We start from the raw sequence: 13421 nt of genomic DNA on the forward strand, positions 1-13421 counted from the left end.
TCAGCGCTGGCGGCGCATCGCCTGATACGCAGCCAGCGCCGCTTCGCGCGATTCACCCAGGTCAACCAGTGGCGCGGGGTAGCCTGTGCGGTCCAGAAGCGCGGGATCTTTCCAGGGTTCATGCAGCAGCGGCAGCGGTGCGTCAGCCAGCTCGGGCAACCAGCGCCGCAGATACTCGCCTTCCGGATCGAACTTCTTCGCCTGCGTGACCGGATTGAACACGCGAAAGTAAGGGGCTGCATCAGCCCCACTGCCAGCCACCCACTGCCAACCCAGCGTGTTGTTGGCCAGATCGGCATCGACCAGCGTATCCCAGAACCAGCGTGCGCCATGATGCCAGTGCAGGCGGAGGTTCTTGGTGAGAAAACTCGCCACGATCATGCGCACGCGGTTGTGCATCCAGCCGGTGCGCCATAGCTCGCGCATGCCGGCGTCGACGATCGGAATACCCGTTCTTCCCTGCTGCCAGCGGCGCAGCGCGCCGTCGTGGTCATCGGCCCAGGGAAAACCTGTAAACGAAGGCTGGAACGGTTCGCGCGGTGTCTTCGGGAAGTGGTAGAGCAAGTGGTGGGCGAATTCGCGCCAGCCGAGCTCGCGCAGGAAAGGCTCCAGGTCGGGACGACGCCTGGCGATGCCCTGCTGGGTGCGCTCATGCAAGATCCAGTGGATCTGTCGCGGGGATACCTCACCGAAATGGAGATGGGGAGAGAGGCGCGACGTACCATGGCGCGCCGGCAAGTCACGAAGTCTCTCATAGCCCTTCAGGGCGTCATCGATGAAAAGCTCCAGCGCCTCGTGGGCACCGCGCTCACCGGGCTGCCAGGTGTCGTCGAGGCCTTCGTGCCACCGGATCCCCGGCATCAGGCCAAGCGTCTCGAGCGGCACGTCTCCGGCGGCTTTGACCGAACTCATGAGGGGTATCGACAGCGGGCAATCCGGCTGAATCTGCGTCCGCAGGTTGCGCCAGAACGGCGTGAACACGCGATAGGGCTCGCCTTGTTGGGTCGCGACCTGCCAGGGTTCGCGCCACAGGGACGCACTGAAACTCTCCGCCACCATGCCTGCACCGCGTAGCGCTTTCTTTATCGCGGCATCGCGCTTAATGGCCCGGGGCTCATAGCAACGATTCCAGTAAACGGCCTCGGCGCCGGTGGCTTTGACCAGGCGCGCGAGCACGTCGGCGCCCGTGCCCTGCGCTACGTGAAGATGCGCCTTGTGTTGCGCCAGCGAGCGGCCGAGCTGATCGAGCGATCGATGCAGCCACCAGCGACTTGCACCGCCGGCCTTCCAGGCGCCTTCGTCGTCCGGCGCATGGATATACACCGGCAGCACCTGGTCGTGGCGCTTGCAGGCTTCGGTCAACGCGGGGTTATCGGCGAGACGAAGATCGCGACGAAACCAGACGATGGCAACGGACATGAAAACGCGAACTCCCCTGGGTCAGACAGCGAGCCAAGATCGGGGCCCATTCCACCATGAATCATGATGTCCTCATGCGGTCGCGTGATGAGGCTCATGGATGAACCATGAAACTTGCGCTCCCACGTCAAACACATCAACACCCATGCCTACAGTGACAGCATCGCATACGCGAAGCCTTATCCCCAGCCGAGCGGTCGCAAGCACGCCAACGCCCCCGACCGGTCGCTTTGTCAGAAGCCTCACCTCCCGATTGCCGCGCTGGCGACCACCGGGTTCACGGCCGAACGAGACGGGAACGCCGGATGGCCCGCTCGCCGCATCAGCAGCACCCTGCCGCGCGCTCGAACACACGATGGTGTCGATCGCCCGGGAACCGGATACCGTCAGGCAGCGGGCCGGATTCGCGGCGCTGTGTGAGCAACTCGCTGCTGCGTCGCTAGCTGGCGGCGAGGACGCGCCGGGCACGTCCATGCTGGAGCGCGTGGCGGCCGTGTGCGCCGCCGCAATCGACGCGGGCGTGGCCAGCGCAAGGGACGTGCGTCGCTTCGTTGAGTGCCTCAGCGCGACGGAGTTGCGCGAGATGTCGGACCGGCTCCACGACAGCGAGAGCGCTGGCGGCTCGCGCCTTGCTGCCACACTGACGAGAGTCGCCACCGATCGCCTTATGCATGCGCATGCCAAGCTCGGCCACCTCCTGCAACTGGAGGTCGCCCCACCCGAAGATTTCGATATGGAATCCCATCGCCTTCGGGAGATCCGGGCGTTCATTGAGATGGCGGTCTCGCTGCAAACCCAGGGTGTCGGACAGGCTATTGATGAGCCGGCACTGCGCGAGCGCTGGCAGGGCTGGTTCGCGGAATTCGGCCTGTGGACGAGCGTCGACGATTTGTCCGTTTGCCCGGATGCCGACATTCTCCGGCTTCGTGACAGCCTCGAGGCCATGGACATCGATGCGGGAGCACGCGCCGTGCAGGCCAACATCAAGGGCAGGAAGCAAGCGGCACTCATTCAGCTGGACATCCATTTCAGGCGTTGCCTGTTTCTCGCCACCGCCCCGCCCTGCGATGACCACGAAGGCCGTGCTGGTGACCTGAAGGATTATGTCGAGAGCCTTCGACAGATCACCTTCAGCATGGTTCGACTGCACGACTACGACACTATGCCCTTTGGATCGGCCAGCCGGGCTTCGAAGGACGCTTTTCGAAAGCAGATGCATTCGCGCCGTCTTTCCGAACTTGGCCAAGGAGTTTCGGCTGCGGCACTGAATTTTCTTCAGTCATCGTCAACGCGCGAAGCCGTAGTCGCCAGCAACCCAGGGATCGCAGACATCGATTTGCTCGAAGAACATGATCACCTGACGCTCGCGGCCGAGGCCCTGTCCTGCGGGGGCCCCATCGGAACCCCTGCTCAAGCCTTCCGCCGATCTGCCGATAGTTCTTCCATTTCGCCGCCCACGGCAATCCGGGAAACCGCTCGATGATCGGGACTTCAAGGCCAACCCTGCACGTCGCCACGCCGCCCTATCTGCTGGCCGTCTTTGCGTTCATCGTCGTTGCATCGGTCATGGTGGTGATCTGGCGTGCGCCAAGAATGGAACGGCGCTTCGTTCCGCTGTCGGTGATATCGCTACTGGTCTTCGCGTTCGTCCTCATCGTGATGGCGCTGGTGGGTATTTACCGGTCGACCACCGTGGCAAGTCGGGAGGCCGGATCCATGCCAGGCCATCGCCACGTCGGAAGCGTACGAACCAACCCGGCCGTGGCCTCTTCGACAGCGCCATCAGGCGGCGCTGGAACGGAAGCGGCGATCCTTGCGGACCCCGTTACACCTTGATACGAAAAAGCCCGCGCATGGCGGGCTTTTTCACAGGTGGCGGAAGAGGTGGGATTCGAACCCACGGAAGGTTTGACCCTTCGCCGGTTTTCAAGACTTTTAGTCCTAGAAATTTTGCCCCTTTTCGATCAATAGGTTGGACGCACCAAATTCTCAACCACATGATTCGCCGAGAAATGTTGTTGTATCAACCAATCTCAGTCACCACTGACTATTCTTTTGCATGTTTGACCGGCGTTTGACGGAAACTTATAGATCGAGGCGCCAAAAGGACCGATGCACTAAACGCATTCCTCCGCACTAATGTCCCTCGCCGGGGAAATCACCAGGCCTCAATTCGGTGAACCAAGCTAGAAGTTCACTCCTCAAGTAGCGCACTGCCCGGCCCCGCTTTCTGTAGGGAGGCCCTTGCCCGATCCAGCGCTGCTTCTCGAACCAAGCCTTGCTCATCTTGGTTAGAGCTACGGCATCCTTGGTGGTAAGCAGCTCGTCTTGCGCAACCGGAGGCAATTGCGGAGCACCGAAGCCCTCCCCTAACTCGCGCAGTTCCTGCGATGCCGCCACCCGCGTCTTTCTGGATCGCACCTTATTTGTCATGACAGGTACGTGCCTATAGGCCGTGGACTATAGGCTACAATGCCACGAAATTTCCGGCGTGACTATAGCGCCAATACCAGACATCGGCCCCCTCTTCGGCGAGGTTCTTACCCGCTATCGGACCCGTGCTGAAATCACTCAAGAGGAGCTTGCGCTACGAGCCGATTTGGACAGAACTTTTGTCTCCAGGCTAGAGCGCGGCATTAGGCAGCCCACGATCACCACTTTATTTGCGGTAGCTCAAGCGCTTGATGTGCACGCAGCAGACCTTGTTCGCGATACCGAAGACTTGTTACGCCGCAAAACGCCTGGGAAGAAGAACAGTGCTTGAACTAAGAGGCTGAGAGATTTTGGCGGCTTCCGTGGCCGATGAACCAGGGACTTTGGGAGTTCCACATGCAATGGGAAAGGCCTCGCTACAGTCGCAAAGTAGTTCGACGAGCTGGCAAACTCCTCGCCTTTGAGGACCCAGTTCCCTTCCATATTGACGTGGATGGACACATAGAACGCGCAGCCGATCTCTTTCGCGAACTTAACGCACAGGTCGTTTTCAATAACTGGCGTTCTGCGCATGCGTACCCCCTAAATACCTTCAAAGTCACTCTACGCGACAGGGCAAGGCGCGTTGACCAAGAAGCGCTCACCGCTCAGCGACTCAAACGCTCACCATCGATAATCGCAAAGCTGCGGCGATTCGAGAATATGGACCTTGCTCGTATGCAAGATATCGGAGGCTGCAGGGCAATCGTCCGAGACATCCCCGCGGTGTACCAACTGTGGCACGCGTTTGATACAGGACGGCATCGCCATATCCTTGACGACTTCAAGGACTACATAGAAGAGCCGAAGGAAGACGGCTATCGCGGCATACACCTCATATACAAGTACGTGGGTCGCGGCAACGGCAGCGTCTATAACGGACTCCGCATCGAAGTGCAGCTGCGCACCCAAATTCAGCATGCCTGGGCGACAGCTGTTGAGACTGTTGATCTATTTACAAGGCAGGCGATCAAAGCCGGTCAGGGGCAAGTGCAATGGCGAGAATTCTTTTGCGTCGCAAGTGAAGCGTTCTCAGTTTTGGAACACTCCGAGCCAATGCCAATGGAGGAGAGGTCTCGCATAAAAGCCTTGTTAGTTGACCTTTCCAGTCAACTTGACGTCTTCAATCGCCTGCATCGCTACAGTGAAGCCGTTCAGCTCGTCGAGCAGATCAAAGAAGCGAGCCAATATCTCTTGGAGCTCGATCTGGTGAACGATGAACTCCGCGTAAGGGGGTTTACCGCCAAAGAGCGTGACAAAGCGCAGAAGGAGTACACGGAGGCGGAAAAGCGCCTTGGGGAGAACGGCGACGTCGTTCTTGTATCAGTGGAAAACGTGAACGCCCTTCGCAAGGCTTTTCCGAACTACTTTGCAGACACCACTCTCTTCATAGCAACACTTGACGAAGTGCTGGCCTGGGAATCCGACGAAGTGAATAACCTCCTGATCGAATGGCTCAGTAAACGCCCTGAAGAATAAGTCATGCAATAGAACGGTTCGTTCTTATCAATCTCCATATGATCGCACCACTTGTGATCCTAGATTCTTCCATCACAACACCGAACAGCTGCTTCGATAATTCAGCGCACATGCTGTTGGGCCGAGTTGATGGACCGCACGCGGCACGTCTCGGCCCGATGCATGGATAGCGTAAGCTGCGCGTGACCGGCGGTGCTTAAGTGAGGGATTGAACCTGCAATCCCCTGCCACTTACCCCGCAGGTTCGGTCACGAATTCCAATAGTTCACGCCCAACCAGTGAAATGATCATCCGCTGAAAATTACTGGAAGCTAGACGAGTTCCGGCACGATAGTCGTTAGTGAGCAAGCCGCGCGAGTTAAGGTCCCTGAGAACTAGCGCAAGGTATTCGCGGTCAACCCCATCGAGGGCCACCAGCTGAGCGAGTCGCTCCAGTGCCTTGTCATCCGACATGTCCACCATGCCTGCGTCAACCCCGAACAACTTGTCGCCGTAAATTTTCAGAACAACAAAGTGCGATGCGTCCAGTTCATCGACTAACCGAATGAAAAGACGTTTCCGTTCAGCCGGTGCATCTAGTACAGCCGAGTTTGCTACGCATGCAAGTAGACGCGTTCTCTTTTCGCTGGAAGCCGAACGCCTGCCAGATTCGATGGCCGCAAATACAACGTCCTGGAAGCCCTCGTCATTTGCAAGGCTCGTTGCGGAAATTCCGCGTTGCTCAAGCGCATTGATAGCGTTCGCAACTTGCTCAAGAAATTCTTGAGTGCGGCGCTGCGCAGGGCTAACGATGGCGAGCTGCACAGCCTCGGACAGAAACGGGCCAACAAGGGGCACCGATCCAAGGCCTGCTTTGACAGCCATTGAGTGAATCACATCGCCGGCGGTCGCACGAGAATCGGGAGCAGTCAATCGGCCGTCTTTGCTCATTTCATGGTCCATGAAGGAATGCCAAGCTTGCGAACGATATCAAGCCCGACAGGAGCTGCACCTCAGTAAGGTCAACTTCCTTTTGAACTTGCTCTTTCGAGAATAGCTCAAGTGCCTCATCACGACTTTCTGACGGGCGCTTGCTGATAACTGTGTCGTCGATAGTCCCATCGATTGATTCAAATCATTGCGTGCGATCCCGCCCTGACCCGAACTGACTCACGGTATATGCGTTACTTTCAGCAACATCCCTCGCACAGCATTGAGGGATACTGTCGTATCTGCGAGCCCCAGTTGAATAGGGTAGTAATGGTGAGACTCTCCGATGATTGGCAATCGGCCGCCATTAGATCCCTTGGCAACGCCCGCACTACCGAACGTATGTCAGCTCGAAAATTTGCGCACAAGCGATCTGAAAGAGTCCGCAGTTAACTTCACTCTGGATCTTCAGAGGCTCCCGCAACAGCGGCAGCTGCAGCTGCCGCAGGTGCCGTCTTTATTGTTTTCGCGACCGATAGGGCACGACCAGCAAAATCTTTCATCTGCTCGGCAAACCCGGGCACAACCCTTAACGCTTCTTTTACTGCGCTTGAAGACAGCAGCTCGTGCCACGGACTTCCATGTGTCTCGGTTTCTACAAGCCTCAGAGGCAATTCATCTAGTCGATTAAGAGCAGATGCGAGAAGGCGCGCCTCCATGTCCTTGTCAAATCGAGCGGCCTCACGACGGAAGCCCTCGTAAGCCCGCGAGATGGACGCCTTGAATGCGTAATCTTCAGCGAGCCTGAATCTCTGCCCGATCTGCTTTGTTGCCAACCAGGCAAACCAAACCGGCGCGCCCACCGAAAGCAGAGACAATAGTAGATTCAAGATAATCACTGCGCTGGACGCACTTGGCAGTTTTATCAAATCAGACAATGCATGGAGCTGATGAGATCCGAAATAGCTACCAGCCCCCAGCGCAACCAACAATCCCAGGACCCAAACCCACATTGACTTAGACAATGTGTCTGAGCGTTCATTGAATGCTGCAGCCAAACCTACGCTTGTGGCAGCTGAGTAAGCTGTCTCACAGCGCTGAAGCACTGCAATCGCCTCCTGGGAACTTTGGCTGAGACTATATTCAGCAGCATTAGCCTTATCCCGAAGACCTGAAAGAAGCCCGATATCCTCATTCGCGCCAAGCAGTAGATCTGATATCTGTTGGCGCGCATCTGATAGCGACTCTAGATCAGTTGGCAATTGGTCTGCGGCTTCATATGCCTTTTCAATTCGCTCGACCATCGAAGTCAACGAGATTGATTTTGGTTCCAGCGACTTGAGCCGGGCTTCGAGGCCACGCAGTTGCTGAGTAGTCTTGCGCAGTTTTTCTGAAGCTTCCGATTGAAGATCTCGTACCAGAGCCGGTGCGAGGACATTCCTCAATCCTTGCAGAGTCAGCATGTAGGCGGGAACTGCCAGACCAGCATTGGACCACATGTTCGGGATCGTCTGGCCGCGCAGATGGGCTAGTCTACGGACGTAATCGTTTATCTTAGATTCGGCATCACCAAGATCTTCCACACCCTTCTCATCAATCAGCTCGACGATCGACTCCGCCTCAGCGGCTAACTCTGCTCTTGTAAGACCAGGAAATGACCAATTGTTGTGTATATTTCCGAGCGGCTCGTCATTGGGTAGTGCCGACTCAAGCGCGCTGACAACATGCTCGAGTTCTGCCTTAACCTTTTGAAGTACTTCGTTCATTAAATCCCCCTTATTCACACTATCCCTAGTTCGACCGAATATAGGTGATATGCGCGCGACAGAAAATCTGTCATTCCGACGGCAGAACTCGCACCCCGGGTGGGGCAGCAGGAACTAGACGAAAGGATTGGGAACTAAGTTGGTTCGACGTTGAGAACCAAATGCAGAAGGCTAATTTGGCGGAAGGGGTGGGATTCGAACCCACGGGAAGGTCTCCCTTCCGACGGTTTTCAAGACCGTTGCAATCGACCACTCTGCCACCCTTCCGAGGTGCGCGGGACGCCATTGCAACGTCCGTGGATTTTTCTTCGCAAACAACAGTTTTGGAAACTGATGCATTAAAGATAACTACTTGTTTTTGCTGGTGATTTTTAACTCACAAAGTTTTCAAGACCGGTGCCTTAAACCGCTCGGCCACTCTTCCGTAACTTTCAGTGATCGTGAGGCAAGTGGCCCATCGTACCTCAATGGGTCGCCATCGATACGATCTTCAACGAAATCAGGCGATCAATTCGAGATTGCGCATGTAGGGATGCAGGACGTCCGGCACCGAAATGGAACCGTCGGCGTTCTGGTAATTCTCCATCACGGCGACGAGGGTGCGGCCCACGGCCAGGCCGGAACCGTTGAGGGTGTGCACCAGTTCCGGCTTGCCGGTGGCGGGATTGCGCCAGCGGGCCTGCATGCGGCGCGCCTGGAAGTCGCCGCAGTTGGAGCACGAGGAAATTTCGCGATAGGTGTTCTGGCTGGGCAGCCAGACTTCCAGGTCGTACGTCTTGATCGCCGCGAAGCCCATGTCGCCCGTGCAGAGCAACACTTTGCGATACGGCAGGTTCAGCAGCTGAAGCACCTTCTCGGCGTGGCCGACCATTTCGTCGAGCTGGGCGTGTGATTGTTCGGGCGAAGCGATCTGCACCATCTCGACTTTTTCGAACTGGTGCTGGCGAATCATGCCGCGCGTATCGCGACCGTAGCTACCGGCTTCCGCGCGGAAGCACATCGAATGCGCGGTGAGGCGCATCGGCAGTTCGCCGGCTTCGACGATGCTGTCGGCAACGAGATTGGTCAGCGCCACTTCGGCCGTGGGAATGAGGTAACGCTTGGTATCGCCCACCTGGGTGGCGAACAGGTCTTCCTCGAACTTCGGCAACTGGCCGGTGCCCTGCATGGTCTCGCCATTGACGAGCAGCGGGACGTTGCACTCCAGGTAAGCATGCTCGCCGGTGTGCAGGTTGATCATGAACTGCGCCAGCGCACGATGCAGGTGCGCCAGCTGGCCGCGAAGCACGGTGAATCGCGCACCGGACAACTTCGAGCCGGCCTCGCCGTCGAGCCAGCCGTGACGGGCGCCGAGGTCAACGTGATCTTTCACTTCGAAGGCGAACTCGCGCGGGGTGCCCCAGCGGAGGATTTCGGCGTTGTCGTTCTCGTCCTTGCCCTGCGGGACTGACTCGTGCGGAATGTTCGGGATTTCCAGCGCGATGGCCGCCAGTGCTTCCTGGACGCGGGCCAGAGCATGCTCGTTGGCCGCCAGCTTGTCGCCGATGCCGGCCACTTCGGCCATCAGCGGCGCGACGTCCTCACCCTTGGCCTTGGCCATGCCGATGGCCTTGGAGCGGGTGTTGCGCAGGTTCTGGAGCTCCTGGGTCTCGGTCGCCAGCCGCTTGCGGTCGCTCTCCAGGCGCTCGACCTCGGACACGTTGACCTCGAAACCACGGGTTTCCTTAAGGCGGGCGGCCGTTTCGGCCAGGCGCGAGCGCAACAGTGCGGGGTCCAGCATGGTGGGGTCCGATTCAGGGCTTGGACCGGGGATTATCGCTGCGGGGGTCCTGATGCTGCAATGCATAAAGCCGCTCTACCCGAGGGAAGAGCGGCTTCGGGGCTCAGAGCGAACGGCGCTCGGCCCGTCCCATCCACCAGGCCATCGCCGCGCCGGCAATGATCCAGCCAACCAGTTGCTCGATCAGCGCCGCCAGGGTGAAGTCGGTCGGGAACCGGTACCAGTTCCAGTACGGCAACAGATTGGACAGCCAGCCGAAGATCGCCAGCACTGCCGCCACGGTGACGCGCCGACTGAAGCTCCATGCGGCCAGGCCCATCACGAAGGCCAGCGCCAAGGCCGACAACGTGTCCGACGCCCACTGACGCGCGAGTTGCGGGCCCATCTGCGTCATGTCATCGCCCTGCGGCAGATAGACCATGAAGGCGTAGGGATTGCTCTTGGTTTTTTCCGCGTAAGCCGCCGTGGCCGCCTTGTCGGACATTTTGGCCGGATCGAACGACGGCAGGATGTAGATGCCCGCCTGCGGCCCCAGCCCTTCATGCAGGCTGGTCAGTACCTTGTCTTCGGCCGTCGGGAATTGCATTCCCATCATACCAAGGCCCAGCACCATGTGCGCGACGGCGCCCCAGATGAACATCACGATGCCGCCGATAATGCCTGCAACGAGTACACGCATGTCCTTCCCCTCCTCTCCCAAAGGTGGGTCGAGCCTATGCCGGGCTGCGCGCCGCTCGCAAGGTCATGCGCAACAGGGCTCAGGCCTTGCGAGCGACGCCTATGGGAAGTCCGGTAATGCGCTTCATTTCCGAATCGTCGAACAGGCCGCGGTCGCGAAGATAGGCCATCGCGAAGTCGTGGGCGTCGCCACCCCAGAAGAGCTGGCCATCGATGGACAAGGTGGGCACGCCATAGACACCCGCGGCAATGGCCGCTTCGGTGTTCTCGCGCAGTTGCTGCTTCACGAGCGGGTCGGCCAGCGCCGCGACGGGATCGGCGATCCCCAAGGGGGCGGCGACCGATTGCAGCGACTCAGCGGTATCGGCAACCTGACCCTGCGCCCATATCCAGCTGAAGATCGCGTCGACTGCCTCAATCGTATTGCCCGCTGCAATACTCAGCCGAAGCGAGGCCAGGGGGTTGAACGGATGCTGCGGGGGAAAGCGCAGCGGTTGGCCGGCCTCGCGTGCACGCCACAGCACGAAGCGGTAGCTGAATTCGCGTTTGGCGGGGATCTCGGCGGGCCCTTTCTGACCGACGTGATCGAGCACGCTGGCAAACAGGATCGGGTGAAGCGTCACCTGCTGCGTTTGCGCCAGCGCCTTGATCTTCGGCCATTGCAGCCACGCAAAGGGCGAGATGAAGTCGAAATACCAGATCACGCTCATGCAGGCTTCCCTTGAAGATATGGACGTCTATTTCTCGCGCGCCTGCTTGCGCGCTTCGCGCAGGCTCAGCAACTTCTCGCGCAACTTGAGTTCGAGGCCACGTTCGACAGGCTCGTAAAACACCGTGCCGTCGAGTGCGTCGGGCAGGCATTGCTGTCCCAGCGCGATACCACCTTCGGCGTCGTGGTCGTACTGGTAATCCTTACCGTAGCCCAGCCCCTTCATCAGGCGTGTCGGCGCATTGCGCAGGTGCATCGGAACGTCCAGCGTGCCGGTTTCCGATACGACGGCGCAGGCCTGGTTGTACGCCTTGTAGGCCGCATTGCTTTTGGGCGCGATCGCCAGCCAGATCGCCAGCTGGGCCAGGCCAAGCTCGCCCTCGGGGCTACCGAGGCGCTCGTAGGTATCCCAGGCATCCAGCGCCATGCGCCAGGCGCGCGGCTCGGCAAGGCCCACGTCTTCGACCGCCATGCGCGTCATGCGGCGCGCCAGATAAAGGGGATCGACGCCGCCATCGAGCATGCGGCACAGCCAGTAGATCGCGGCATCCGGGTCGGACGAGCGGACGGACTTATGCAGCGCCGAGATCTGGTCGTAGAACTGCTCACCGCCCTTGTCGAAACGACGCGTGCGATCGGCCAGCACCTGTTCGAGCGTGGCGTCATCGATGGTGTTGTCCTGGGCCAGCTCGGCCGCAATCTCGAGCAAGGTCAGCGCACGACGTACATCGCCATCGGCGGCACGACCGATCAGGTGCAGGGATGCGTCAGATATCTGCAGTTGCTGGTCGCCCAGGCCACGCTCGGTATCTTCGAGCGCCCGCCGCAACGCCGCAACGATGTCGCCCCCGGATACCGCTTCGAGCACATGCACGCGGCAGCGCGACAGCAACGCGGAGTTGAGTTCGAAGGACGGGTTTTCGGTGGTGGCGCCGACGAAGATGATCACGCCGCGCTCGATATGCGGCAGGAACGCATCCTGCTGGGCCTTGTTGAACCGATGCACTTCGTCGACGAAAAGCACGGTGCGCCGACCCTGGGCAAAATTGGCTTCAGCCTCAGCCAGCGCCTTGCGCACCTCAGGCAGGCCGGAAAGCACGGCGGAGATGGCGCGAAAATCGGCATCGGCGTAGCGCGCCACCAGCAACGCCAGCGTGGTCTTGCCGCAACCGGGTGGCCCCCACAGGATCATCGAATGCACGCGCCCGGCTTCCAGCGCGCGACGCAGGGCCTTGCCCGGCGCCAGCACGCGCTGCTGGCCGACAATCTCGTCAAGGCTGCGCGGACGCATGCGCTCGGCGAGAGGCTTGAGATCGTCGGGTTCGGGGAAGAGACCGGGGGAGGAGCTGCTCAAGGACATTCCCCGATCATAACGCGGCCGGGGAATGACCGTGGCGGGGCGGGCTCAGTTCTTCAGCGGCGCCGTCTGCATCACCGGCGCATCGCCGATCACATCGGCGCCCTTCGGCGGCACGAAATTGAACGTGGCCGGCGGGATGGACGGATTGCGCTGCCAGGCGGAAAAGCGGATATCGGTGACGGCCCCGAGCTGGTCGCGGAACGTCATGCGGGCCAGGCCATTGGCATCGAATCCCAGGTCGGCGTAATCGAACTGCGGATCCTTGCCCGTCGACGTCAGACGCAGCCAGACCAGGCCATCGCGCTCGCCCTGCTCCACCACCTTGAAGTCGCGATCCATCTGCTTGAGATCGGTCAGCACGGTGAGCGGGCTGTGGGCCTCTTCAGTGCTCTGGACGCGCACGGTGACCTGCTCGAGTTCCGGGTCGTACAGCCACACGCGGCTGCCATCGGCCACGATGGTCTGCTTGTAGGGCGTGGTCGTGTCCCAACGGAACTGGCGCGGCGCTTCGAGCGCCAGCGTGCCGCTGCTGGCCTTGCCGGGATGGCCGGTCGCGTCAGTCAGGGTCTGGGTAAACTTGCCGGTGAGCGAGTGCAGGCCCTGGGCAAAGACGTCCAGCCGCGCGCGGGCCGGGCCACTGGCGGCCTGGGCGGTGGCGCACAGCGTCAGCGCGAGCGTGGCAGTGAAAGCGATGAAGCGGTTCATGGGATCCCTGTTCCGTGGTGCGCGGGTGCCGCATTGTGGCGCCCATGGGCTTAATGGTGGCGGAGTGAGGCCGGGCGCGGTGAGGCTGGGCGCGGCACGTCCCGTGAATCCGCCCGCTGCGCGGGCCGTGAATGGTAAATGGGA

13 protein-coding genes and 1 tRNA gene are annotated in these 13421 nt (G+C 59.8%); 4 read left to right on the forward strand and 10 right to left on the reverse strand.

Translation table 11 applies throughout. The annotated features are described in order from the left end of the window. The gene (locus tag EYV96_RS05285; protein WP_131150418.1) at positions 1–1419 is read right to left on the reverse strand and encodes a cryptochrome/photolyase family protein; all 1419 of its coding nucleotides are present in this window, start codon (positions 1417–1419) and stop codon (positions 1–3) included. 355 nt (positions 1420–1774) lie between these two features. Between EYV96_RS05285 and EYV96_RS05290 the strand changes: the two genes are divergently transcribed. Then, positions 1775–2902 (forward strand): hypothetical protein, encoded by a 1128-nt coding sequence (locus EYV96_RS05290; RefSeq protein WP_131150419.1) that lies wholly within the window; start codon positions 1775–1777, stop codon positions 2900–2902. Then, positions 2899–3255 carry a hypothetical protein gene (locus tag EYV96_RS05295; RefSeq protein WP_131150420.1) on the forward strand — a complete coding sequence of 119 codons (357 nt, stop codon included), beginning with the start codon at positions 2899–2901 and terminating at the stop codon, positions 3253–3255. The genes EYV96_RS05290 and EYV96_RS05295 overlap by 4 nt, the downstream gene beginning before the upstream one ends. A gap of 300 nt (positions 3256–3555) precedes the next feature. Here EYV96_RS05295 and EYV96_RS19070 read toward each other — a convergent pair whose 3' ends face one another. After that, on the reverse strand, positions 3556–3852 hold the full coding sequence (locus EYV96_RS19070; protein ID WP_131150421.1) for a helix-turn-helix transcriptional regulator: 297 nt from the start codon (positions 3850–3852) through the stop codon (positions 3556–3558). Positions 3853–3910: 58 nt separating this feature from the next. On the opposite strand from EYV96_RS19070, the gene EYV96_RS19075 reads away from it, so the two are divergent. Further along, a complete protein-coding gene (locus tag EYV96_RS19075; RefSeq protein ID WP_205746095.1) occupies positions 3911–4183 on the forward strand; it encodes a helix-turn-helix domain-containing protein in 273 nt (90 codons plus the stop codon). A gap of 65 nt (positions 4184–4248) precedes the next feature. Further along, positions 4249–5370 carry a RelA/SpoT domain-containing protein gene (locus EYV96_RS05310; RefSeq protein ID WP_165488601.1) on the forward strand — a complete coding sequence of 374 codons (1122 nt, stop codon included), beginning with the start codon at positions 4249–4251 and terminating at the stop codon, positions 5368–5370. Positions 5371–5601: 231 nt separating this feature from the next. On the opposite strand, the gene EYV96_RS05315 is transcribed toward EYV96_RS05310, so the two are convergent. From EYV96_RS05315 to lolA, 8 genes are all read right to left on the reverse strand, one after another. Further along, on the reverse strand, positions 5602–6312 hold the full coding sequence (locus EYV96_RS05315) for a hypothetical protein (protein WP_131406504.1): 711 nt from the start codon (positions 6310–6312) through the stop codon (positions 5602–5604). A 422-nt stretch (positions 6313–6734) separates the two neighbouring features. Then, the gene (locus EYV96_RS05320; RefSeq protein WP_131150424.1) at positions 6735–8045 is read right to left on the reverse strand and encodes a hypothetical protein; all 1311 of its coding nucleotides are present in this window, start codon (positions 8043–8045) and stop codon (positions 6735–6737) included. Between the two features lie 177 nt (positions 8046–8222). Further along, positions 8223–8312: transfer RNA gene (locus EYV96_RS05325), tRNA-Ser, on the reverse strand. 232 nt (positions 8313–8544) lie between these two features. Further along, positions 8545–9825 (reverse strand): serine--tRNA ligase, encoded by a 1281-nt coding sequence (gene serS / locus EYV96_RS05330; RefSeq protein WP_131150425.1) that lies wholly within the window; start codon positions 9823–9825, stop codon positions 8545–8547. Between the two features lie 103 nt (positions 9826–9928). Next, positions 9929–10504 (reverse strand): hypothetical protein, encoded by a 576-nt coding sequence (locus EYV96_RS05335; protein WP_131150426.1) that lies wholly within the window; start codon positions 10502–10504, stop codon positions 9929–9931. Positions 10505–10583: 79 nt separating this feature from the next. Beyond that, positions 10584–11213 carry a 2-hydroxychromene-2-carboxylate isomerase gene (locus tag EYV96_RS05340; RefSeq protein ID WP_131150427.1) on the reverse strand — a complete coding sequence of 210 codons (630 nt, stop codon included), beginning with the start codon at positions 11211–11213 and terminating at the stop codon, positions 10584–10586. Positions 11214–11240: 27 nt separating this feature from the next. Continuing rightward, on the reverse strand, positions 11241–12572 hold the full coding sequence (locus EYV96_RS05345) for a replication-associated recombination protein A (protein WP_131150428.1): 1332 nt from the start codon (positions 12570–12572) through the stop codon (positions 11241–11243). Positions 12573–12617: 45 nt separating this feature from the next. Then, positions 12618–13277, reverse strand: a complete 660-nt coding sequence (gene lolA / locus EYV96_RS05350; RefSeq protein WP_131150429.1) for an outer membrane lipoprotein periplasmic chaperone LolA — start codon at positions 13275–13277, stop codon at positions 12618–12620. Positions 13278–13421 lie beyond the last annotated feature (144 nt).

This window comes from Dyella terrae, assembly GCF_004322705.1.
GTDB classification, from domain to species: Bacteria; Pseudomonadota; Gammaproteobacteria; order Xanthomonadales; family Rhodanobacteraceae; genus Dyella_D; species Dyella_D terrae.

Bases quoted from the DNA above. Each gene is read 5' to 3' on its own strand.
- EYV96_RS05345 (WP_131150428.1), bottom strand. From the start codon at position 12,572: ATGTCCTTGAGCAGCTCCTCCCCCGGTCTCTTCCCCGAACCCGACGAT.
- lolA (WP_131150429.1), bottom strand. From the start codon at position 13,277: ATGAACCGCTTCATCGCTTTCACTGCCACGCTCGCGCTGACGCTGTGC.
- EYV96_RS05290 (WP_131150419.1), top strand. From the start codon at position 1,775: ATGGTGTCGATCGCCCGGGAACCGGATACCGTCAGGCAGCGGGCCGGA.
- EYV96_RS05340 (WP_131150427.1), bottom strand. From the start codon at position 11,213: ATGAGCGTGATCTGGTATTTCGACTTCATCTCGCCCTTTGCGTGGCTG.
- EYV96_RS05335 (WP_131150426.1), bottom strand. From the start codon at position 10,504: ATGCGTGTACTCGTTGCAGGCATTATCGGCGGCATCGTGATGTTCATC.
- EYV96_RS05285 (WP_131150418.1), bottom strand. From the start codon at position 1,419: ATGTCCGTTGCCATCGTCTGGTTTCGTCGCGATCTTCGTCTCGCCGAT.
- EYV96_RS05295 (WP_131150420.1), top strand. From the start codon at position 2,899: ATGATCGGGACTTCAAGGCCAACCCTGCACGTCGCCACGCCGCCCTAT.
- EYV96_RS05315 (WP_131406504.1), bottom strand. From the start codon at position 6,312: ATGGACCATGAAATGAGCAAAGACGGCCGATTGACTGCTCCCGATTCT.
- EYV96_RS05310 (WP_165488601.1), top strand. From the start codon at position 4,249: ATGCAATGGGAAAGGCCTCGCTACAGTCGCAAAGTAGTTCGACGAGCT.
- EYV96_RS19070 (WP_131150421.1), bottom strand. From the start codon at position 3,852: ATGACAAATAAGGTGCGATCCAGAAAGACGCGGGTGGCGGCATCGCAG.
- serS (WP_131150425.1), bottom strand. From the start codon at position 9,825: ATGCTGGACCCCGCACTGTTGCGCTCGCGCCTGGCCGAAACGGCCGCC.
- EYV96_RS05320 (WP_131150424.1), bottom strand. From the start codon at position 8,045: ATGAACGAAGTACTTCAAAAGGTTAAGGCAGAACTCGAGCATGTTGTC.